This is a genomic window from Kitasatospora cheerisanensis KCTC 2395 (assembly GCF_000696185.1).
Classification (GTDB): Bacteria; Actinomycetota; Actinomycetes; order Streptomycetales; family Streptomycetaceae; genus Kitasatospora; species Kitasatospora cheerisanensis.
In genome coordinates this window covers 4,142,274-4,164,603 of the sequence record NZ_KK853997.1, presented here as the reverse complement: position 1 = coordinate 4,164,603, position 22,330 = coordinate 4,142,274, and the positions used below count along the sequence as shown (strand labels likewise).

The following is a 22,330-nucleotide window of genomic DNA, read 5'->3' as shown; positions in this document are numbered from 1 at the left end:
GCCGTCAGACCTGCTGCTCCGCCAGGTCGTGCCGGATCGCCCCGGGCGGCAGCCCACACCGGCGCAGCACCGCCGCCCCGGCCCGCACCATCGGAGCCGGGCCGCTCAGGTACGCCGCGAAGCCGTGCCACGGCGCCTGCCGGGCCACCGCCTCCGGCAGCTCCCCGGCCGGCGGGCAGCCGGCCGGGCCCTGCTCGGACAGCACCGGACGCACCGTCAGCCAGCGGTGCCGCGCGGCGAGTTCGCGCAGCTCGGCCAGCCGGTACAGGCCCGCCTCCCGGCGCGCCCCGTAGAACACCTCCACCCGGCGGCCCGCCGCGCCGTGCTCGGCGACCTCCTCGACCAGCGCGCCGATCGGCCCGATCCCGGTGCCGCCGCCCAGGCACAGCAGGTCCTGCCCCGACGCGTGGTCCACCGTCATGCCGCCCTCCGCCGCGCCCAGCCGCAGCACGTCGCCGGCCCGCGCCCGGTGCACCAGCGCGTTGCTCACCCAGCCCGCCGGCACCGCCTTCACGTGCAGCGTCAGCAGCCCGTCCGCCCGCGGCGCCGACCCGAACGAGTAGGGCCGCCACACCCGCGGCCACCAGGGCGTCTCCACCTCCGCGTACTGCCCGGCCCGGAACGGGTACGGCTGGTCCGGACGGAGCGTCAGCACCGCGACGCCCTCGGCCGCCTGCCGGTGCGCCACCACCTCGGCCTGCCACCACGGCGGGGTGGCGCGCGCGTCCTCCTCCGCGGCCTCGACCAGCAGCCGCGCCACCGGCGCCAGCAGCCGCCGCCAGGCCGCCTCGGCCCGCTCGTCCCACCCGCTGCCGTACCGGGCCAGCGCCTCCACCAGGCAGTCCGCGGCGGAGGCGTAGTGCCCGCTCAGCACCCCGTACTTGCGGCAGCGGCGGGCCAGCGGGCCCAGCCGGTCGCGCAGCGCCGCCGGGTCGTCGCCGTGCCGCACGCACTCCCGCAGCACCCGGAGCAGCTGCTCGCGCGGCCCGTCCATGGCGGCGGGGAACACCGCCCGCAGCTCCGGGTGGCGCAGGAACATCAGCGCGAAGAAGTGCGCCATCGCCCGGTCCGCGACCGGCCGCAGCGCCGCCAGCACGGCTCCGGCCAGCGCCAGGTCCGCCGCGTCCGGCGGCTGCCCCGGCCGGCCGCCCGCTCCACCGCGACCGGCTGCGCCCCGGCGCCGTGCACGCCCCAGGCCAGCGCCCACCGGTCGTCCGGGCCGACCCGGTTGAGCGTCGGCGGGTACAGCCCGGCGGGCACGGTCGGCGGCCGGGTGGGCTTCGCCGGGAGGACCGGTACGAGTGCGAGCTGACGAGTAGTCAAGGGAATCGTTCCGCTTCCGGTCGACCGAGCTGCTGACGCCCCAGCACAGTGGCACCGGCAGCCCGTCCGTTCCGACGAATCCGGCGAATCCCGGACATCCGGCCGGTCGACCCGCTACCCTCCCCACCCCCGGCCCGGGCGCGTCCTCGCGCACCGGGCCGGGGCGGGCCCGGCTCAGAGTCCGCGCAGCAGCATCCCCGGGCGCTCGACGCAGTCCGCGACGAACCGCAGGAAGCCGCCCGCGGTGCCCCCGTCGCAGACCCGGTGGTCGAAGGTGAAGGACAGCTGGGTGACCTGACGGACCGCCAGCTCGCCCTCGTGCACCCACGGCTTCGGGGTGATCCGGCCCACCCCGAGCATCGCCGCCTCCGGGTGGTTGAGGATCGGCGTGGAGCCGTCCACCCCGAACACCCCGTAGTTGTTCAGCGTGAACGTCCCACCGGTCAGCTCCGCCGGGCCGAGCGACCCGGCCCGGGCCGCCTCGGTCAGCCGGGCCAGCTCCACCGACAGCCGTTCGGTGCCCAGCAGTTGTGCGTCCCGCACCACCGGCACCAGCAGCCCGCGCTGCCCCTGCGCCGCGAAGCCCAGGTGGACGGCGCGGTGCCGGCGGACGGCGTCGCCCTCCACGCTGGAGTTGAGCTTGGGGAAGCGCTCCAGTCCGGCCAGGCAGATCCGCGCCAGCAGCGCCAGCACGCTCACCTTCGGGCCCGGCACCTGGTTCAACTGGGCACGCAGCGCCATCAGTTCGGTGGCGTCGGCGTCCACCCAGCAGGTCGCCGCCGGGATCTCCCGGTGGCTGCGGGTCAGCTTCTCGGCCACGGTGCGGCGCAGCCCGCGCAGCGGCACCAGTTCCTCGTCCGTTCCACGTGGAACCTCGACGGGGGCGGTCTGCGCCTGCTGGATCGCCCGTTCCACGTCCCGGCGGGTGATCAGCCCCTCCGGGCCGCTGCCGGCCACCTGCGCCAGGTCGATCCCGTGCTCGCGGGCGATCCGGCGCACCAGCGGCGAGATCACTGCGAGCACGGCCGGGGCGCGCACCGCGGCGGGCGGCGCCACCACCACCGGGGCGACCGGCAGCGCGGGCGCGGCGGCGGGCGCGGCACCGCCCGGCGCGACCCGGCGGCGGCCGGCCCGGCGGGTCTCGGCGACGCCGAACCCGACCAGCGGCCGTTCCGCCTCGGGGGCGGCGGGCTCGACGTCCTCGGGCACCGGCCCGGGCGCGACGGCCACGGTGACCAGCGGCGCGCCGACCGGCACCTCCTGCCCGACCTCGCCGAACCGGGCGGTGACCACCCCGCCGTACGGGCAGGGCACCTCGACCACCGCCTTGGCGGTCTCCACCTCCACCACCGGCTGGTCGACGGCGATCACCTCGCCGACCTCGACCATCCAGCGCACCACCTCGGCCCCGGTGAGTCCCTCACCGAGGTCGGGCAGCGTGAACTCGCGGACCACCGGCATCGCCATCACTCCTCCCATTGGAGCCGGGCGACGGCGTCCAGGATCCGGTCCACCCCGGGCAGGTGGTGGTGCTCCAGCATCGGCGGCGGGTACGGGATGTCGAACCCGGTGACCCGCAGCACCGGCGCGGCCAGGTGGTGGAAGCACTTCTCGGTCAGCCGGGCGGCGATCTCCGCCCCGGCCCCGCCGAAGCCGCTCGCCTCGTGCACCACCACGGCGCGGCCCAGCGAGCGGACCACCTCGCAGGCGGTGGCCTCGTCGAACGGCACCAGCGAGCGCAGGTCCAGCACGGCCAGGTCCCAGCCCTCGGCCTTCGCGGCCTCGGCGGCCTCCAGGCAGACCGGCAGCGACGGGCCGTAGGTGACCAGCACCGCCGAGGTCCCGGGCCGGCGCAGCACCGCCTTCCCGATCGGTTCGACGCCGGCCGCCGGATCCCACTCGGCCTTGCCCCAGTACAGGCGCTTGGGCTCCAGGAACACCACGGGGTCGTCGGAGGCGATCGCCTCCCGCAGCAGCCCGTACGCGTCGGCGACAGTGGCGGGGGTGACCACGTGCAGGCCGGGGGTGTGCGCGTAGTACGCCTCGGAGGCGTCGCTGTGGTGCTCGACGCCGCCGATGCCGCCGCCGTACGGGACGCGGACGGTGATCGGCAGCGGGAGCTTCCCGGCGGTGCGGTTGCGCATCTTGGCGACGTGCGAGACGAGTTGCTCCATCGCCGGGTAGGCGAAGGCGTCGAACTGCATCTCCACCACGGGGCGCAGCCCGTACATGGCCATGCCGACGGCGGTGCCGAGGATGCCGGCCTCGGCGAGCGGGGTGTCGAGGCAGCGGTCGGCGCCGAACTCGGCGGTCAGGCCGTCGGTGATCCGGAAGACGCCGCCGAGGGCGCCGACGTCCTCGCCGAGCACGTGCACGGACTTGTCGGCGCGCATCGCGTCGCGCAGCGCGGCGTTCAGGGCCTGCGCCATGGTGCCGGTGCGCAGGCCGGACTGTTCACGGGTGGCGGTGGTCATCGGGCGTGCACCTCGGCCTCCGCGGCCAGCTCGGCGGCCAGCTGCGCGGCCTGTTCGCGCAGCTGCTGGGTGGGTTCGGCGTAGACGTGCGCGAACAGCGACATCGGGTCGAGGTCGGGGTCGGCGTGGAACTCGGCGCGCATCCGGGCGGCCATCGCCTCGGCCTCGTCGGCGGCCTCGGCGACCAGCTGCTCGTCGAGCAGGCCGCGCTCGCGCAGGGCGTCCTCCAGCAGCCGGATCGGGTCGTGCGCCTGCCAGGCGGTGACCTCCTCGGCGTGCCGGTAGCGGGTGGCGTCGTCGGCGTTGGTGTGCGCCTCGACCCGGTAGGTGAGGGCCTCCACCAGGGTCGGGCCGCCGCCGGTGCGGGCCCGCTCGACGGCCTCGGTGAGCACCTGGTGCACGGCCGCGGCGTCGTTGCCGTCGACCAGCCGGCCGGGGATGCCGTAGCCGACCGCCTTGTGGGCGAGGGTCGGCGCGGCGGACTGCCGGGTCAGCGGGACGGAGATCGCGTAGCCGTTGTTCTGCACCAGGAACACCACGGGGGCGTGCAGCACGGCCGCGAAGTTCAGGCCCTCGTGGAAGTCGCCCTCGCTGGTGCCGCCGTCGCCGAGCAGCGCCAGGGCGACGGTGTCGTCCCCGGCCAGCCGGGCGGCGTGGGCGAGGCCGACCGCGTGCGGGACCTGGGTGGCCAGCGGGGTGCACAGCGGGGCGGTGCGGGTGGCGCGCGGGTCGTAGCCGGTGTGGGCGCTGCCGCGCAGCAGGGTCAGCGCCTGCAGCGGGTCGACGCCGCGGGCGACCACGGCGAGGGTGTCGCGGTAGGAGGGGAACATCCAGTCGTCGGCGCGCAGCGCGAGTGCCGCTGCGACCTGGCAGGCCTCCTGGCCGGTGGACGCCGGGTAGACGGCGAGTCGGCCCTGCTTGGTGAGGGTGGTGGCCTGCTGGTTGTAGCGGCGGCCGGCGACCAGCCGGCGGTACAGCTCCCGCAGCAGGCCGGGGTCGGCCTTGTCCGCGGCGGGGGTGCCCAGGACGCGGAACGGTTCGGCGTCCGGCAGCAGCGGGGCGGGGTCGGTGCGGGGCGCGGTGGCGCCGGGCAGCCAGCCGGGCACGACGGCCGGGTCGGACTGGTCCCTGTGGTCCATGACGGTCATGTCGGGGCACCTCCGGGGTGATGGGGGCTCCCTACCGATTGTTCGGTCGTCTGTTCATCTTGACCATATCCCCGTCAAGACGGTGGACAGTCGGCCGAAAGGGCGGTCTGCTGGGGGCAGCACGTCCAATTGCGAGGGATGGGGGGCCATGTCGGCTGAACAGGTGTCCAGACTCGACCGTGTCGACCGGTCGATCCTGCGGCTGCTGCGGCAGGACGGTCGCGCCTCGATCCGCTCGGTCGCCGAGCGGGTGCACGTGTCCCGGGCGAACGCCTACGCCCGGATATCCAGGATGGTCGAGGACGGGGTGATCCGCGGCTTCACGGCCCGCATCGACCACGAGCGGGCCGGGCAGGCCGCGTCCGCGTACGTCACGCTGCGGATCGTCCAGAACTCCTGGCGCACCGTCCGCGAGCAGCTGCTGCAGCTGCCCGGGGTCGCGCACATCGCGCTGGTCGGCGGCGACTACGACGTGCTGATGCTGGTGCACACCGCCGACAACCGGGAGCTGCGCGAACTCGTCCTGGGCAGCATCCAGTCCATCCCCCAGGTGCTCGGCACCCGCACCATGCTGGTGTTCGAGGAGACCGACCACATTCCGTCGGACGCCCCGTGATCCGCGGCTAGCGCGCCCGCAGGCCGTCGAACGCCAGCTGGACGACGGCCTCCGGCAGGCCCTCGGTGCCGCCCTGGCCGGGGCGGTACCACTCCACCACCGAGTTGATCATGCCGAACAGCAGCCGGGTGGCCAGCCGGGGCTCCACGTCGGCCCGCAGCTCGCCCGCGGTGACGGCCTCCTGGAGGAGTTCGGCGACCCGGTGGTCGAAGTCGCGCCGCCGCTCCAGCGCCCACTGCTCGGTCGCGGTGTTCCCGCGGACCCTCAGCAGCAGCGTCACGTACGGCAGTTCGGCCAGCAGCACCTCGGCGGTGCGGCGCACCACGTGCTCCAGCCGGTCCACCGGCCGGCCCTCGACCGCCTTCGGCTCCTCCAGCGTCGCGAACAGCGCGTCCAGCGCCCGCCCGACGGCCAGCCGCAGCAGTTCCTCCTTGCCGCGCACGTGGTGGTAGATCGAGGACTTGGAGATCCCGGCGGCCCGGGACAGGTCCTCCATCGAGGTGCCGTCGTATCCGCGCTCGTTGAAGACCCGCACCGTGACGGCGAGCAGCGACTCGACCGTGTAGGAGGCGCGCGTGAGGTTTTCGGCCATGGCAACGAGTATCTCCCCGCCGCATCCGTCCCGTCAGCCGGGGTGCCGTTCCCGGCCGCCCGGCGAAACGCCCGGCCCGGGCGTTCCGATTGCCCGACATCGGCGCAAAAGATCGGGAATGCCCGGCCGGATCCCGCGAATTCGGCAAAGCGCGCACGCCTTTTTCCGCCCGGCCCGTGCGGGGAATTCCCCCGGGGCAAACGCCCGTCCGTTTCGCCGCGGCCGCCGCCGGCCGGGCGCCACGCCGAACGCGCCCGCCGGGAACGGGCCGTGCCCGGGCCTCCCGGTGCGGGCGCCGCCGACGGCCGGACGCCGTGCGGCGGACCGGCGCCGGCAGCGCCGAGCGGCAGCTGCGGCGGCCGCCCGCGGAGCGGAGCGGCCGGCCGCGGCACCGGCGCCCGCCCCGGCGGCGGCGGCCGGGCGCCTCCGGGGGCGCGAACGCGATCCCGCGGGACCGCCGCGGCGGCGCCGATCCGCTCTGGTACGACCGAGACCAGGAGTGGTTCCGGCCCGGCGGCGCTCCCGTCGCGACCGGCCCGACGCACCGCCCTCGTGCCCCCTGTGATCAGGCCTGGAGCGGCCTTACACTGTCGGCACCGCCGCGCCCGGCGGCCCGAAATGGCACAGGATGGAGGCGGCCCGTGGGTGTCGTCCGGCAAGGGATGGCGGGTCGTCCACCGACCACCGCCGCGAGCGCGACCGCGACCGAGGACGAGGTCCCCGTCGAGGCCGACCTTCCGGAGCCGGAGGAGGCGGCCGGGCCGGAACCCGGCTCCTCGGTGGCCGTCGGAATCCGCCGGCTCGCGGAGCGGTTCGGACCGGCGCTCGCCCTGTACGGCGCGGTGAAACTCGCCGGATTCGCCGCATTCATGTGGCTGCTGGAAACCAACGGGCACTATCTGACGAACGACCCGCGTTTCGGCGGCGGCGCGCACCCGTGGGACGTGCTGGGAAGTTGGGACGGCCTCTGGTACCAGCGGGTCGCGCACGAGGGTTACGACCCCCAGCTGATTCCGGAGCAGGGATTCTTCAGCATCAAGCAGAATTCCGCGGCGTTCTTCCCGCTGTATCCGGGGCTGATCCGCCTGGTGTCGAACCTGGGCCTCGGCCTGTACGGCTCCGGCATGCTGGTGTCGATCCTCGCCTCGTTCCTCGCCGCGGCCGGCATCTTCGCCGTGGTGTCCAAGCTCTACGGCCGCCGGGCCGGCGTGATCGCGGCCGGCCTGTGGGCGGCGTTCCCGGGCTCGGGCGTGGAGTGGGCGGTCTACTCGGAGTCGGTGTTCGTCGCGCTGGCCGCCTGGGCCTGCTACTTCGTCGTCGACCGCAACTGGCTGAGCGCCGCCGTGGTGACCTTCATGGCGGGCCTGGCCCGGCCGAGCTCGGTGCCGCTGATCGCGGGTGTGGCGCTGGCCGCCGCGATCGCGCTGTGGAAGCGCTCGGACGGCGTGGCGGGGCCGCTCACCGCGATCCTGCTGCCGCCGGTCGGCTGCCTGGGCTACCTGGCCTGGGTCGGCTACCGGATGGGGCACCTGGACGGCTACATCACCCTGCAGCGCGGCGGCTGGCTGCACTTCTTCGACTGGGGCCGCTACACCCTGCGGGCGGCCACCAACGTGCTGCGCGGCGAGACCAACTACCTGTTCACGTACCCGACCGAGGACCTGATCGCGGTCCTGGTGCTGCTCGCCCTGCCGATCCTGCTGGTGGCGCTGCTGTCCAAGCGCCCGCCGCTGGTGCTGACGGTGTACACGGTGGGGACGCTGGTGATGGTGCTCGGCAGCCAGCAGATGTTCGGCACACTGTCCCGCTTCGTGCTGCCGATCTTCCCGCTGCTGATCCCGCTCGCGGTGGCGCTGGCCCGGGTCCGGCTGCGGAACCTGGCCACCGTGCTCGGCGTGGCCGCGCTGTCCTCCGGCTGGTACGCCGGCTACGTCATCTTCCAGCTCGGCATCCCGTAACCGGCGCCGCTCCTGCTCCGACCCGATGGGTGCGCTCCCGCGCCCGACAGGACCGCGGGCAGGAGCGCCCGTTCGCGCTCGTCCGGCCTGCCCGGGAACGCCCTCCCGGGGCCGTTCCCGGGCAGGCCTGCTTCCGCCGCCGGAGCGCAGCGGCGAGGATGCTCCCACAGCGCTGCGACGACCGGCTTCCGGGTAACCCTTGCACCGACCGATCGTTCGGTTACGCTGAGCCGTGTCCCGCCTGCCCCCGTGAGGAGCGCACCATGGCCGCTGCGACCCCCCTGCCGGTCGCCGAACTGATCGCCCGCCACCAGGACACCCTCGACCGCGCCGTGGCCGCGGCCGAGTCCCGCGACTACTGGTCGCCGTACCCGGAGTTCCCGAAGGCGTACGGCGAGAACGCCGCCGCCGACGGCAAGGCCGCCTTCGACGCCCTGCTGGGCCAGGTGTTCGAGCTGCCGGGCCACCCCGACGGCGGCGAGCCGGTGACCGGCGAAGCCTCGCCGTACGGCATCGAGCTGGGCATCGGCTACCCGCACGCCGAGCCGGACGCGCTGCTGGCCGCGCTGGAGGCGGCCCGCCCCGCGTGGGCGAAGGCCGGCCCGGCCGCCCGCGCCGCGGTCTGCCTGGAGATCCTGGCCCGGATCAACGCCCGCTCGCACGAGTTCGCGCAGGCGGTGATGCACACCACCGGCCAGGCGTACGGCATGGCCTTCCAGGCCGGCGGCCCGCACGCCCAGGACCGCGGCGTCGAGGCGGTGGCGTACGCGTACGCCGAGCAGACCCGGCTGCCGCGCTCCGCGCAGTGGACCAAGCCGCAGGGCAAGCGCGACCCGCTGGTGCTCACCAAGGAGTTCACCGCCGTGCCGCGCGGCACCGCGCTGCTGATCGGCTGCAACACCTTCCCCACCTGGAACGGCTTCCCGGGCCTGTTCGCCTCGCTGGCCACCGGCAACGGCGTGCTGGTCAAGCCGCACCCGCGGGCCGTGCTGCCGCTGGCGCTGACCGTGCGGATCGCCCGCGAGGTGCTCGCCGAGGCCGGCTTCGACCCGAACCTGATCTGCCTGGCCGCCGAGCGCGAGGGCTCCTCGATCGCCCAGGTGCTGGCGGTGCGCCCCGAGGTCAAGCTGATCGACTACACCGGCTCCACCGGCTTCGGCGACTGGCTGGAGGACAACGCCCGCCAGGCGCAGGTGTACACCGAGAAGGCCGGCGTCAACACGGTCGTGCTGGACTCGACCGACAACTACCGCGGCATGCTGGACAACCTGGCGTTCTCGCTCAGCCTGTACAGCGGCCAGATGTGCACCACCCCGCAGAACCTGCTGATCCCGCGCACCGGCATCCGCACCGAGGACGGCGAGCGCTCCTACGAGCAGGTGGTGGCCGACCTGGCCGCCGCCGTCGAGGGCCTGCTCGGCGACGACGCCCGGGCCGCCGCGATCCTCGGCGCCGTGGTCAACCCCGGGGTGCTGCAGCGCAGCGCCGCCGCGGCCGGCGGGGAGTTCGGCGAACTCGCCCTCGCCCCGCGGGTGGTGGCCTCGCCGGAGTTCCCCGGCGCGACCATCCGCACGCCCGCCCTGGTGAAGGCCGACGCCGACAAGCCCGACGACCGCTCGCGCTTCCTGACCGAGTGCTTCGGCCCGGTCGCGTTCGCCGTCGCGGTGGAGTCCACCGCCGCCGCCGTCGAACTGCTGCGCCGCACCACGATCGACCACGGCGCGATGACGGCCGGCGCCTACACCACCGACGCCGAGGTCGAGTCGGCCCTGATCGAGGCCTGCCTGGACGCCGGCGTCTCGCTGTCGCTGAACCTCACCGGCGGCGTGTACGTCAACCAGACCGCGGCCTTCTCCGACCTGCACGGCACCGGCGCCAACCCGGCCGCCAACTCGGCGTACTGCGACGCCGCGTTCGTCGCCAACCGGTTCCGCACCGTCGAGATCCGCAAGTAGCCCGTCGGGCGGCACAGCGGGCCCGGACGCGTGTCCGGGCCCGCTTTCCCTGTCCCGGGGGGGGAGAGGACAGGGGGTCAGGGAGTCCTGCCGCGGCGCGGGTTGAACACCCACGCCCGCAGCAGCACGAACCGCACCAGGGTGGCCGCGGCGTTCGCCGCCACCAGCACGGCCAGCTCCACGCCGTGCCCGGCGTGCGGGGAGGCCGCGTGCAGCACCGCCACCGCACCGCTGGTCAGCGCCAGCCCCACCAGGAACGCCAGGCCGCCCTCCAGCTGGTGCTTGAGGGCGTCCCGCCGGCCCGTTATCCCGAAGGTGAAGCGCCGGTTCGCGGCGGTGTTGAACACGGCGGTCACGCCGAGCGCCAGCGCGTTGGCGGCCAGCGCGGGCACCAGTTGACGCAGCGCCAGGAACAGCAGCATGTAGGCGACGGTGCACAGCACCCCGATCACCGCGAAGCTGACGGCCTGCCAGCCCAACCCGACCGGCACCCGGGCCTGCCGGACCCGGCTCGGCAGCTCCACCGCGCCCTTGCCGGCCAGAGTGCGCCGGGCCACCCGCAGCATGCCCTTCAGGTCGTCCAGCGCGGTGCGGACGATGTCCACCCGGCTGTCCGGGTCGTCCACCCAGTCCACCGGCACCTCGTGGATCCGCAGCCCGGACGCCTCGGCGAGCAGCAGCAGTTCGGTGTCGAAGAACCAGGCGTTGTCCTCCACCCGGTCCAGCAGCCGCTTGACCACCTCGGTGCGGCCCGCCTTGAACCCGCACTGGGCGTCCGAGAACTTCGCGGCCATGGTGGCCCGCAGCAGGAAGTTGTAGGTGCGCGAGATGAACTCCCGCTTGGGGCCGCGCACCACCGCCGAACCCCGGTGCAGCCGGCTGCCGATCGCCAGGTCGCTGTGCCCGGACAGCAGCGGCGCGACCAGCGGCAGGAACGCCTCCAGGCCGGTGGACAGGTCGACGTCCATGTACGCCACCACGTCCGCCTCGCTCTCCCCCCACACCTGCCGCAGCGCCCGGCCGCGCCCCTTCAGGTCCAGGTGCACCGCCCGGACCTGCGGGATCCGCTCGGCGAGGCCGGCGGCGACCTCCCAGGTGCCGTCCACCGAGGCGTTGTCGGCCACCGTGATCAGGTAGTCGTAGGGGAAGGTCTCCGACAGGTAGGCGTGCAGCTCCTCGACGCAGCGCTCCAGCGAGTGCTGCTCGTTGTACACCGGGACGACGATCTCCACGAGCCGCGTCCGGACCACGTCCCCGGCCGGGGACCGGCCGTCGGCCGCCGGAACGGGACGCAGGGTCCGACGCATCGCTGGCTGAGTCATGGAAAGGAGGTTCACAGCCTCGGATGGGGCCGCGATGATGGCAGTCTGAGAGCGCGCTGAGAACCCGAAAGCCGTGGGACTCCGGTCCGTTGACCACCGGCCGACGAGGGATGACGACGGGAGATGACGGCATGTCCGAGACCGAGTTCACCGCCGACGTACTGGTGGTCGGAGCCGGCCCGACCGGCCTGCTGCTGGCCGGCGACCTGGCCGCGGCCGGACTGCGGGTCACCGTGGTCGACAGGCGCGCCGAGGAGTCCAACCTGACCAGGGCGTTCGCCGTGCACGCCCGCACCCTGGAACTCCTGGACGCCCGCGGCCTCGCCGACGAACTGATCGCCACCGGCCGCACCATGCCCTCCCTGCAGGCCTTCGGCCGGCTCCGGATCGACCTCGCCGCCCTGCCCACCCGCTTCCCCTTCGTCCTGGTCACCCCGCAGTCGAACACCGAGCGGGTGCTGCGCGACCGCGCCGTCAAGGCGGGCGCGGACCTGCGCCGCGGCGCCGAACTGACCGGCCTCCGGCAGGACGCCGAGGGCGTCACCCTGACCGTCCGCACCGCCGACGGCGAGCAGCGGCTGCGGGCCCGCTACGCGGTCGGCGCGGACGGCGTCCACTCGGCCGTGCGCGACCTGCTCGGCATCCCGTTCCCCGGCGAGTCCGTGGTGCGCTCGGTGATGCTCGCCGACGTCCGCCTGGAGCAGCAGCCCGACCAGCCGCTGACCGCCGGCGCCGGCGAACGCGGCTTCGCCTTCCTCGCCTCGTACGGCGACGGCTGGCACCGGGTGATCGGCTGGGACCGCGACCGCCAGGTCCCCGACTCCGACCCGGTGGTGCTGTCCGAACTCGCCGACCTGGTGCGCGAGGTGATGGGCCGTGACCTCCGCCTCACCGAGGCCCGCTGGACCTCCCGCTTCCACAGCGACGAACGCCAGGCCACCAGCTACCGCTCCGGCCGGGTGTTCCTGGCCGGAGACGCCGCGCACTGCCACTCCCCGGCCGGCGGCCAGGGCATGAACACCGGCCTCCAGGACGCCGCCAACCTGAGCTGGAAGCTGGTCGCCGCCGTCCGCGGCTGGGGCCCCGACGCCCTGCTGGACACCTACCAGACCGAGCGGCACCCGGTCGGCCGGGCGGTGCTGCGCAGCTCCGGCGCCCTGGTCCGGCTCGCCCTCGGCCGGCACGCCTCCACCCGGGCGCTGCGCTCGGCGATCGGCGCCGCCGCCGGCCACCTCGGCCCGCTGGCCGAGCTGGGCGCCAAGCAGATCTCCGGCATCGGCTTCGGCTACCCCGCCGAGAAGGGCGCCCACCCGCTGGCCGGCCGCCGCGTCCCGGACCTGCGCCTGGCGGTGGACGTGCCCGGCGGCCCGTCCCGGCTGCACGAGGCGCTGCGCGCCGGGAAGGCCGTGCTGATCAGCAACGACGAGCTCTCGGTGGCGGACTCCTGGTCGGAGCGGGTGGTCACCGCCGCCCCCGCCGACCCGCACGGGAAGCTGCGGGACACCGTGCTGCTGGTCCGTCCCGACGGCTACGCGGCCTGGGCCTGCGCCGACCCGACCAGGGGCGAGCTGCGGGCGGCGCTCAGCCAGTGGCTGGGCCGGCCCTGATATTCACTGAATTCACCGGTGGCAATTCAGTTCATTCACTGAAATGCCGCCGGTTCCACAGTTGACTGTTTTTTAGTAAGCAATTGCTTGGGCATGGGCCAATTCGCGGGCCCGCTCTGAAAGATTTCTGGCGAGCGTTTTCGAAAACCGGAACGCCCCCAGATTTCCGGAGGAGCCCGTGCGACCCCGCTCGCTCGCCCTTGCCGCAGCCCTGGCTGTCCTTCCCCTCACCGCCGTCTCGTTGGGCGTCGGCACCGCCCAGGCGGCGCCGACCCCGAACGCCAGCGCCCGGGTGGCGCTGCCGCAGACCGTCACTCCGGCGGTGGCGCGCTCCCACAAGCAGGGAGACGTGCCGGCCGACCGGCAGATATCCGTCGCGGTCAGCCTGAAACTGCGCAACACCGCCGAGCTGGACCGCTTCCTTTCCGCGGTCTCCACTCCCGGCGCCACGGAATTCGGGCACTACCTGACTCCGGCACAGTTCAACGAGCGTTTCGGCCCGACCCAGGCCGACGTGGACCAGGTCCGCGCATTCCTGACCGCGCAGGGCCTGAAGGTCGCCTCGGTGAGCGAGAACCGCCAGGTGGTGAACGCCACCGGCTCCGCCTCCGCGGTCGCCGCCGCGTTCGGCACCCACGAGTCGACGTACAGCGACCCGCAGCAGGGCAACCGGACCTTCTTCGCCAACGACGCCGCCGCCTCGGTGCCGGCCTCGCTGGCCGGCGTGGTCGAGGGCGTCAGCGGCCTCAACGACCACACCGTGCGCACCACCCGGATCGCCAAGCCCGGCGCGGCCACCCCGCACGCCACCCCGAGCGGCTTCGGCCCGTCCACCTACGACGGCGCCTACCGCCTCAACCAGCTGGGCGCGGACGGCACCGGCTCCACCGTCGCCCTCTGGGAGTTCGACGGCTACAAGTCGACCAACCTGACCACCTACGACAGCCAGTTCGGCCTGTCCGGTCCGGCGGTCTCCACCGTGTCGGTGGACGGCGCCAACTACGACTCGAAGCCCGGCGACGGCCAGGGCGAGGTCGAGCTGGACTCGGAGATCGTGCGCGGCGTCGCCCCCAAGGCCACCCAGCTGGTCTACGAGGCGCCCAACAGCGACCAGGGCGAGATCGACATGGCCGCCAAGATCGTCTCGGACAACCGGGTCTCGGTCATCTCCATCTCCTGGGGCTCCTGCGAGCCGGACACCACCGCCTCCTCGATGACCGCGGTGAACAACTCCTTCAAGCAGGCCGCCGCCCAGGGCATCTCGATCTTCTCGGCGTCCGGCGACGACGGCTCCCGGGACTGCACCCGCTCCACCTCGGGCTCCACCGTGAAGGCCGTGGACTTCCCCGCCTCCAGCCCGTACAACACCGGCGTCGGCGGCACCAACCTCAAGGTGTCCGGCACCACGTACAGCTCGGAGAGCGCCTGGAGCACCGCCGGCGGCGGCGTCTCCACCCAGTTCGCCAAGCCGACCTGGCAGACCGGCACCAACGTCACCGGCACCATGCGCACCGTGCCCGACATCGCCTCCAACGCCGACCCGAACTCCGGCTTCGCGATCTACACCCAGGGCACCAGCAGCGCCGGCTGGCAGGTCTACGGCGGCACCTCCGCGGCCGCCCCGCTGTGGTCCGGCTACGCCGCGCTGTACAACCAGAAGGCCAAGGCCGCCTCCAAGCCCAACCTGGGCGAGGCCAACCCGAAGCTGTACGCGGTCGCCAACAGCAGCTCCTACGGCACGTCCTTCCACGACGTGACCAGCGGCTCGAACCAGGACTTCGGCACCAAGACCGGCTACGACCAGGTCACCGGCTGGGGCACCCCGATCGCGGACGGCCTCACCAACGCCCTGCTCGGCACCGGCGGCACCACCCCGCCGCCCACCGGCGGCTGCACCGCCGCCCAGCTGCTCGGCAACCCCGGCTTCGAGACCGGCACCGCCGCCCCGTGGACCACCTCCACCGGCGTGGTCGACAACTCCACCTCCGAGGCCGCCCACAGCGGTTCCTGGAAGGCCTGGCTGGACGGCTACGGCTCCGCCCACACCGACACCGTCTCCCAGTCGGTGGCCGTCCCGGCCGGCTGCAAGGCGAGCTTCAGCTTCTGGCTGCACGTCGACACCGCCGAGACCGGCACCACCGCGTACGACAAGCTGACCCTCTCGGTCAACGGCACCTCGGTGGCGACGTACTCCAACCTCGACAAGAGCACCGGGTACGTCCAGAAGACCGTCGACCTGTCCGCCTACGCCGGACAGACCGTCACCGTGAAGTTCACCGGCGTCGAGGACTCCTCGCTGCAGACCAGCTTCGTGATCGACGACACCGCGCTCAACGTCTCCTGACCGCAGCTCAGCAGGGGTGCCGGGAGGGCCTTTCACGGGCTCTCCCGGCACCTGTGTGTCAGGAGTGTTTCCTGTTCGGTCCGCCTGCGAAATACTTGTCGTGACCACTGTCATATGTCCTGATTGATGACGTAGCCTCTCAACCCTGCATAGGGTTCCCACACACTCGGCGGCGCACCTCCGACGCACCGCGGAGCCGGGGCGAACCCACCGAATCCGCCGGGTGGGGAAGGTGTCGCATGGGCTCACAGCAACCACAGCCTGCCGGCCGGCTCCGTCTGGTCGGGCAGCGCGAGCACGGCGGCGACCGGCCACCGGCCGGACCGGCCGCACCGGCGGGGCCCCCGGCCGTTCGCGGCTCCGCCGTCCCGGCCGCCGCCCCGCGCAGGCCGCCGCCGTCCCGGCCGTCGCGCCCGCCGCCGCGGTCGCCCCCGTCGCGGCCGTCACCGCGCAGGCCGGCTTCGCCGAGGTCCTGAACGCCGCCATCGAGCACAGCGGGCTCAGCCTCGACCGGATCCGCGCCGCGCTCGCCAAACAGGGCGTCAGGGTCAGCGTCACCACGCTCAGTTACTGGCGCCGCGGCCGCAGCCAGCCCGAACGGGCCACCTCGCTGCGCGCCGTCCACCTGCTCGAAGAGCTCCTCGGGCTGCGCCACGCCGCCCTCACCTCGCTGCTCGGCCCGCCCCGCCCGCGCGGCCGCTGGGTCGCCCAGGGCCCGGCCCCCGACGGCCTGCGGGTCGAACAGGTCTGGCCCGGCCAGACCGAGCTCGGCGAGGTCTTCGCCGAGCTCGACGCCCCGCCCGCCGGCCAGCTCGAACGGCAGTCCATCCACGACGCCTACTACGTCGACGCCTCTCGCCGCGGCCACCTGCTGCGGATGCGTCAGGTGGTCCGCGCCACCGTCGACGGCGTCACCCGCCACGTCGTGGTCCACAAGGCCGACGAGAGCAGCGACGTCTGCCCCGAGATCACCAACGTCCGGCACGCCCGCCTCGGCCGGGTCCGCCGCCGCCCGCACATCGGCCTGCTGGTCGCCGAGCTCCTCCTCGACCGGCCGCTCGCCCTCGGCGACTCCACCGTCCTCGAGTACGAGGTGCAGATCCCCGACTCCGGCCCCACCACCGACTACGGACGGTTCTTCGCCGGCCCCGTGCGGGAATACGTCCTGCAGGTCCACTTCGACCCCGCCGCCGTCCCCGTCCAGTGCGAACGCTTCGACCGCACCCCCGGCGCCGAGACCGACCGCCACCGCGAACCCCTCTGGATCGGCGCCTCCGCCAGCGCCCACGTCCTCACCGCCGACCAACAACCCGGCCAGGTGGGCATCCGCTGGCAGTGGGAATAACCCTCCCTGACACCCCCTCACCCCCGGCGCCGCCTTCGACCCACCCCCGTCCCCGGCCGTGCCCACCCCGGGCACCACCCCGACCCACCCCACGTCCACGGCCAGTGCCCCACCCACTCCCTCGGCAACGCCGCCGAGCCCCCACGGCGACGACCCCCGCCCGTCCTGCCCTCCCCTCCCGACCCACCCGGCGCAGCCGACTGCCCGTCAACCCCGGCGCGGAAGCCCGCTGTTCACCCGGTCGACCAGCGCCCGCCCACCCGCCAGGTGGCCCGTGCTGCCACCTCCGCGCCCCCATCCCCCACGCCCCCGGCCCGGCGCAGCCGACCCTCCGTCACTCCCTCTCCGCCCGCGCGTCGTTCACCCGGTCGACCAGTGCCCGGCCGCCCGCCAGGTGGCCCGTGCTGCCACCTCCGCGCCCTTACCCCCTCGCCCCCGGCCCGGCGCAGCCGACCCTCCGTCACTCTCTTTCCGCCCGCGCGTCGTTCACCCGATTGCCCCGTCCGGCCGCCCATCAGGTGGTCCGTGCTGTTACCTCCGTGGAAGGTGAGTCCACTCAACGAGGAAAGGCGGTCCCTCCCGTGCTGATGGAGTTCAGCGAGGTCGAGCCGGACGAGGCCTGTGTCTGCGGCGGGTGCAGTGCGCGCCGCCGGGCGCGGCATCTGGCGGTCCGGTCGGGTCATGGCGCCTCCGCGCAGGCCCGTGGTGCGCGGCGGGCGGCGGTGCTGCTCGCCGCCGTCGGGAGTGTGCTGGGCGGTGGCGGGGTGGCGTCGATAGCCTCCGCCGCGCCGCGGACCGACAGCAGCCCGCTGGCGGCGGATTCGCCGCAGGGCGAGGTCGCGGGCCTGTTCGGCGAGCCGGTGGAGGCCCGCCGTTCGCTGGCGCCGCAGGCGGCCACCTCGCGGGCGGAGATCCTGCGGCGGGCGCAGGGCTGGGTGGACCAGAAGGTGCCGTACAGCATGACGAAGTACTGGTCGGACGGTTACCGCCAGGACTGTTCGGGGTTCGTGTCGATGGCGTGGGGTCTGGGCAGCAGTCAGACCACCTGGACGCTGCCGGACTTCGCCGACCGGATCTCGAAGGACGATCTCCAGCCGGGCGACGCGCTGATCTACAACAACGCGAAGGACCCGCAGGGCGGCTCGCACACGGTGCTGTTCGGCGGCTGGGTGGACGCGGCGCACACCAAGTACACGGCGCTGGAGCAGACCCGTCCGGGCACGACCGAGCGCAGCACCCCGTACGCGTACTGGAGCAACTCGGGCAAGTACGTGCCGTACCGGTACAAGGGGTTGAGCCAGCCGATGCCCGCGCCGGACGGGGACGCGTTCCCGGGGGCGGATCGGTTCGGGCCGGGGAAGGTGAACGACTACGTGACCCGGCTGGGGAAGCTGCTGGTGGAGCGGGGCGGCGGCCGGTTCTACCGGGAGGGGCCGAGCCCGGACTGGGGCGAGGCGGACCGGAAGGCCACCGAGGCGTTCCAGTTGGCGCAGGGCTGGCGGGGCGCGGAGGCGGACGGCTACCCGGGCAAGGACACCTGGGACTTCCTGGTGCACCACAAGGGGAAGGACATCCCGCCGGCGGCGGGCGTCCCGTCCCCTCCGCCGCCGCCCCCGCAGTCCGCTCCGCCGTTCCCGGGCGCGGACAAGTTCGGGCCCGGGAAGGTGAACGACTACGTGACGCAGTTGGGCCGGCAGCTGGTGCAGAAGGGCTTCGGCAGCTTCTACCAGGAGGGCCCGAGCGCGGACTGGGGCGAGGCGGACCGCCGCAACGTGGAGGCGTTCCAGCGCGCCCAGGGCTGGTCGGGCTCCGAGGCGGACGGCTACCCGGGGCCGCACACCTGGAGGCTGCTCTTCTCCTGACCGGTGGTCAGTCCTGCGGGAGCGCGTCGATCGCGGCGTGCTCCCGCACCCATGCGTGCATGGCGATCGCGGCGGCCGCCCCGGCGTTGATGGAGCGGGTGGAGCCGAACTGGGCGATGGAGCAGACCGCCGTCGAGTGCTTCCAGGCCTCCTCGGTCAGCCCGGGACCCTCCTGGCCGAACAGCAGCACGCAGCGTTCGGGCAGCGGGTAGGTCTCCAGCGGCACGGCGCCCGGCAGGTTGTCGATGCCGATGATCGGCAGGCCGCGTTCGGCGGCGTACGCGGCGAGCGAGGCCACCGAGTCGTGGTGGCGGACGTGCTGGTAGCGGTCGGTGACCATGGCGCCGCGCCGGTTCCAGCGGCGCCGGCCGACGATGTGCACCTCACCGGCGAGGAAGGCGTTGGCGGTGCGCACCACGGAGCCGATGTTGAAGTCGTGCTGCCAGTTCTCGACGGCGACGTGGAAGCCGTGCCGCCGGGTGTCCAGGTCGGCGACGATCGCCTCGTGCCGCCAGTAGCGGTACTGGTCGGTGACGTTGCGCCGGTCGCCGGCAGCGAGCAGTCCGGGGTCGAGCCGGGGGTCGTCGGGCCACGGTTCGGGGTGCGGGCCGACGCCGATCTCGCGGTCGTCGGCGAGGTGCCCGTCGTCGTACTGCTCGCCCAGCTGGGGTACCGAGGTGTCGCTCACGCACTCGAGGGTACGGGCTCCTCGCGTGCGGTCTGCGGGCGCGTCCGGACGGCCTTCTCCAGCTCGGTGAGCGCCTGCATGACGAGTCGGGCGCCGGCCCGGGTGACGTCGATCCGGTCGTCGCGGGGGAGCGCGGCCAGCAGGTAGTCCCAGGTGCGGTGGGCGTCGCGCAGCATGGTGAAGTCGACGTCCTGGCCGAGCAGGATCGCGGCGGCGGCGATCGCGGTGGCGTCCCGGAGCTCCTCGCCGAACGCGGCGGCGCCGGGCAGCAGCAGGGAGTCCTCGCCGGGCAGGTGGGCCTCCAGCAGGACGGTGGAGCGGTCCAGCATGCCGACCGCGGAGCGGGCCCGGTCGAACTGCTTGCGGCTCAGTTCCGGCACCTTGGCGAAGTGCCGCACCGGCTCCACCTCGGCCCGGTCCAGCGCGGCGAGCATCTCGCTGCGGGTCTCCCGGACGTCCAGCAGCGCGGCCCGCACGTTCTCCTCGGCGCGCCCGCCGGCCGGCTCGCCGTACGCGGTGAACACGGCCGCCGCGTACCGCCCGGCGGCGGCCAGCCACTCGGCGAGCCGCTCCGGCAGCCGGGCGGTCTGCCAGGTCGGGAACAGCGCGTACGCGCCGAGCGCGACCGCGCCGCCGAGCAGCGTCATGGCGACCCGGTCGACGGCCAGCTGCACCGGCTCGCCCGGCTGCAGGCCGAGCAGGAACACCACGTAGGAGGAGATCGCGGCGGTCAGCAGCGCGTACCCGGTGCTGAGCATCATGTACGAGAGGCCCATCGAGACCACGGCGAGCGCGGCCAGCACCCAGTCGTCGGGGTTGAACACCTGCACGATGGCGGTGGACACCAGCACGCCGACGGCGGTGCCGGCGATCCGGGCGACGCCGCGGCTGAAGGTCTGCGCGAAGTCGGGGCGCATCACCATGGCGGAGGCCATCGGCGCCCAGTAGCCGTGCTCGATGCCCAGCAGGCGGGCCGCCAGGTAGGCGGAGGTGACCACGGCGGACATCCGCACCGCGTGGTGGAAGATCGCCGAGTGCTGGTGCAGCTGCCGGCCGATGGTGGCGAGCGCGCCGGGCACCACCTTGACCAGCGGGGGGCGGTGCAGGCCGGTGCCGGTCCGGGCCGGGACGGTGCCGCGGTCCTGCCGGTCGAGCCGGTCGGCGGCCCGGCCGAGCAGGCCGGACAGTCGGCGGGCGGAGCGGCGGGCGCCGCCGCGCAGCAGGTCCTCGCCGGTGCCGGGGCGGGCCAGGGCCAAGCCGGGGGTGTCCATCGGCAGCCGGACCGCCTCGCCGGTGCGGATCGCCCGGGCCAGCGCGTCCAGTACGTCGGCGGCGGCAGCCAGCACCTCGCGGGCCCGGTCCCGTTCGGGGCCCTCCGCGGCGGCGCCGACCCGCGGGTCGGCGAGCGCGGCCAGCGCGGGGCGGACCTGTTCGGCGATGGTGCGCAGGCCGCGCAGTTCGGGCGGGCGGCGGCGGGCCTGCCGGGCGGTCAGCCGGGCGGCCTGCCGGGCGACGATGAACGGCTCCGGGTCGACGTGCGCGACCGGGTCCTGGCGCAGGTTGCGGGCGTAGTCGCCGAGTCCGGCGTAGATGTCGGCGAGCGCGTCGCGCTGCGCCCGCCAGCTGTCGATCGGCCACAGGGTGACCACCAGCGCCTGCACGCCGCCGCCGACCGAGCAGAGCAGGGCGTGGCCGAGCGCGGCGGACACCGAGACCGGCAGCTGCACCACCACCATCATCACGGCCAGCGTGTTGGCGGCGACCACGCCGGCGGTCGGGCTGACCGCCCAGGCCATGCCCGCCCCGAACGCCCAGAGCGCGAGCAGCACCGGGAACGCCCCGGGGATGCCGACGGCGACGTAGCCGAGGAAGGTCGACGCGCCCAGTCCGGCACCCGCCACCAGAGCCAGCGAGGCGCGCGGCCGGAACGAGCGCTGGAAGGTGGCGACGCCGGCGATGAACGCGCCCATCGCGGCGGACGCGGCGTGCGCGGGGCCGTAGATCGCCATGGTCGGGAAGATCACCAGGGCGGCGGCGACGGCGGCGCGCAGCGAGCGGCGCGGGTTGGTGAGCGAGAAGTCCACGGTCAGCCCGGTCTTCGCGGTGTCGCGCAGGGCCGCAAACCAGGACATGTCGGGAGCTTATCGACTTTTCCGCCGCCGGCCCGTCAACGCGCGCTGCACCGCCACCAGTGCCCCGGTGGGCCAGAACACCGCGTCGGCCGAGAGCATCGCCAGCGAGAAGAACGGCAGCCCGAGCAGCACCGCGATCGCCAGGTGCTCGGCGCCCATCAGCACCAGCAGCACGTTCTTCAGCCGCCGGTTCAGCAGCGCGAACGGGAAGCCGACCTGGGCGATCACCGTGCCGTAGGTGAGCAGGAAGGTCACCAGCAGGCTGCCGCCGAGCAGCGCCGACAGGCCCGGCCAGGGCGTGAACCAGCCCAGGTGCAGCGGGTAGTGGACGGCGGTGCCGTCCTGCCAGCGCGAGCCCTGCACCTTGTACCAGCCGGCCGCGGCGTACACCAGCACCACCTGGGCGGCGATCACCAGCATCGCGCAGTTGTGCAGCATCGCGGCCAGCGCGTCGGCCAGCGCCCGGGGTTCGCTCCAGGCCGCCCGGTCGGGGCCGGGCGGCGGGCGCGGCGGCGGGCGTCCAGCGACCAGACCGTGCCGCAGCGGGTGAACACCAGGTAGATCGCCATCAGGTGGACCAGGTTGTCGCCGCCGTCGCCGACCAGCACGTTGCGGTTCTGCAGCGACAGCACGGTCAGCGCGAACGCGGCCGCGCTGACCCGGGTGCGCCAGCCGAGCGCGAGGGCCGCCGCCGAGGCCAGCGCCAGCAGGTACACCGCCTCGAACCACCAGCGGCCGCCGCTCCAGGACAGCACGGTGAAGGCGTGGGTGTCGGCGAGCAGCCGGTCGTTCAGCTCGGCCGACCAGGGCGAGCGGTCCCCGTACAGCAGCCGCCGGTTCGGCCACTCGCGCAGCAGGAAGGCGCCCCAGGTGCCGGCCGTACCGATCCGCACGGCCGCGGCCTGGTACGGGGCGAGGGTGGTCAGCAGGCGCGGCAGCGCGGCCCGGACGGCGCCGCCAGGTA

At 74.2% G+C, this 22,330-nt stretch carries 16 protein-coding genes and 1 pseudogene; 7 read left to right on the top strand and 10 right to left on the bottom strand.

Going from position 1 to position 22,330, the window contains the following annotated elements; translation table 11 throughout:
• Positions 1 to 4 precede the first annotated feature (4 nt).
• The 5 genes from KCH_RS18900 to pdhA form a co-directional block, all read right to left on the bottom strand.
• Positions 5 to 1,060, bottom strand: coding sequence for a globin domain-containing protein (locus KCH_RS18900; RefSeq protein ID WP_084224225.1), 1,056 nt, complete (start codon positions 1,058 to 1,060; stop codon positions 5 to 7).
• Positions 1,039 to 1,323 (bottom strand): hypothetical protein, encoded by a 285-nt coding sequence (locus tag KCH_RS41440; protein WP_157032105.1) that lies wholly within the window; start codon positions 1,321 to 1,323, stop codon positions 1,039 to 1,041. The genes KCH_RS18900 and KCH_RS41440 overlap by 22 nt, the downstream gene beginning before the upstream one ends.
• Before the next feature lie 174 nt (positions 1,324 to 1,497).
• Positions 1,498 to 2,784 (bottom strand): dihydrolipoamide acetyltransferase family protein, encoded by a 1,287-nt coding sequence (locus KCH_RS18895; protein WP_035872707.1) that lies wholly within the window; start codon positions 2,782 to 2,784, stop codon positions 1,498 to 1,500.
• A gap of 5 nt (positions 2,785 to 2,789) precedes the next feature.
• The gene (locus KCH_RS18890) at positions 2,790 to 3,797 is read right to left on the bottom strand and encodes an alpha-ketoacid dehydrogenase subunit beta (RefSeq protein ID WP_035864498.1); all 1,008 of its coding nucleotides are present in this window, start codon (positions 3,795 to 3,797) and stop codon (positions 2,790 to 2,792) included.
• Positions 3,794 to 4,945 carry a pyruvate dehydrogenase (acetyl-transferring) E1 component subunit alpha gene (pdhA, locus tag KCH_RS18885; RefSeq protein ID WP_035864496.1) on the bottom strand — a complete coding sequence of 384 codons (1,152 nt, stop codon included), beginning with the start codon at positions 4,943 to 4,945 and terminating at the stop codon, positions 3,794 to 3,796. The genes KCH_RS18890 and pdhA overlap by 4 nt, the downstream gene beginning before the upstream one ends.
• 148 nt (positions 4,946 to 5,093) lie before the next feature.
• Between pdhA and KCH_RS18880 the strand changes: the two genes are divergently transcribed.
• Complete coding sequence (locus tag KCH_RS18880) at positions 5,094 to 5,561, top strand: Lrp/AsnC family transcriptional regulator (protein ID WP_035864493.1); 468 nt, start codon at positions 5,094 to 5,096, stop codon at positions 5,559 to 5,561.
• Positions 5,562 to 5,568: 7 nt separating this feature from the next.
• Here the strand turns inward: KCH_RS18880 and KCH_RS18875 are convergent, their stop codons facing one another.
• Positions 5,569 to 6,153 carry a TetR/AcrR family transcriptional regulator gene (locus KCH_RS18875; RefSeq protein ID WP_035864491.1) on the bottom strand — a complete coding sequence of 195 codons (585 nt, stop codon included), beginning with the start codon at positions 6,151 to 6,153 and terminating at the stop codon, positions 5,569 to 5,571.
• A gap of 641 nt (positions 6,154 to 6,794) precedes the next feature.
• Here KCH_RS18875 and KCH_RS18870 point away from each other — a divergent pair.
• Both KCH_RS18870 and paaN read left to right on the top strand, forming a co-directional pair.
• Complete coding sequence (locus KCH_RS18870; protein WP_244305366.1) at positions 6,795 to 8,111, top strand: hypothetical protein; 1,317 nt, start codon at positions 6,795 to 6,797, stop codon at positions 8,109 to 8,111.
• A 263-nt stretch (positions 8,112 to 8,374) separates the two neighbouring features.
• Complete coding sequence (paaN, locus tag KCH_RS18865; RefSeq protein WP_035864490.1) at positions 8,375 to 10,066, top strand: phenylacetic acid degradation protein PaaN; 1,692 nt, start codon at positions 8,375 to 8,377, stop codon at positions 10,064 to 10,066.
• 77 nt (positions 10,067 to 10,143) lie between these two features.
• On the opposite strand, the gene KCH_RS18860 is transcribed toward paaN, so the two are convergent.
• Complete coding sequence (locus tag KCH_RS18860) at positions 10,144 to 11,388, bottom strand: bifunctional glycosyltransferase family 2/GtrA family protein (RefSeq protein ID WP_244305365.1); 1,245 nt, start codon at positions 11,386 to 11,388, stop codon at positions 10,144 to 10,146.
• Between the two features lie 131 nt (positions 11,389 to 11,519).
• On the opposite strand from KCH_RS18860, the gene KCH_RS18855 reads away from it, so the two are divergent.
• The 4 genes from KCH_RS18855 (at position 11,520) to KCH_RS18840 (ending at position 18,546) form a co-directional block, all read left to right on the top strand.
• A complete protein-coding gene (locus KCH_RS18855) occupies positions 11,520 to 12,995 on the top strand; it encodes an FAD-dependent monooxygenase (RefSeq protein WP_035864485.1) in 1,476 nt (491 codons plus the stop codon).
• 178 nt (positions 12,996 to 13,173) lie between these two features.
• A complete protein-coding gene (locus KCH_RS18850) occupies positions 13,174 to 15,339 on the top strand; it encodes a protease pro-enzyme activation domain-containing protein (RefSeq protein ID WP_157032104.1) in 2,166 nt (721 codons plus the stop codon).
• Between the two features lie 232 nt (positions 15,340 to 15,571).
• A complete protein-coding gene (locus tag KCH_RS18845; RefSeq protein WP_157032103.1) occupies positions 15,572 to 16,684 on the top strand; it encodes a hypothetical protein in 1,113 nt (370 codons plus the stop codon).
• A gap of 587 nt (positions 16,685 to 17,271) precedes the next feature.
• Positions 17,272 to 18,546 carry a peptidoglycan-binding protein gene (locus KCH_RS18840; protein ID WP_035872685.1) on the top strand — a complete coding sequence of 425 codons (1,275 nt, stop codon included), beginning with the start codon at positions 17,272 to 17,274 and terminating at the stop codon, positions 18,544 to 18,546.
• Between the two features lie 7 nt (positions 18,547 to 18,553).
• Here KCH_RS18840 and KCH_RS18835 read toward each other — a convergent pair whose 3' ends face one another.
• The 3 genes and pseudogenes from KCH_RS18835 to KCH_RS44615 form a co-directional block, all read right to left on the bottom strand.
• On the bottom strand, positions 18,554 to 19,234 hold the full coding sequence (locus tag KCH_RS18835) for a TrmH family RNA methyltransferase (protein ID WP_035864483.1): 681 nt from the start codon (positions 19,232 to 19,234) through the stop codon (positions 18,554 to 18,556).
• Complete coding sequence (locus KCH_RS18830) at positions 19,231 to 21,366, bottom strand: FUSC family protein (RefSeq protein WP_035864481.1); 2,136 nt, start codon at positions 21,364 to 21,366, stop codon at positions 19,231 to 19,233. The genes KCH_RS18835 and KCH_RS18830 overlap by 4 nt, the downstream gene beginning before the upstream one ends.
• Positions 21,367 to 21,375: 9 nt before the next feature.
• Positions 21,376 to 22,304: pseudogene (locus KCH_RS44615) on the bottom strand (HTTM domain-containing protein).
• Positions 22,305 to 22,330 lie beyond the last annotated feature (26 nt).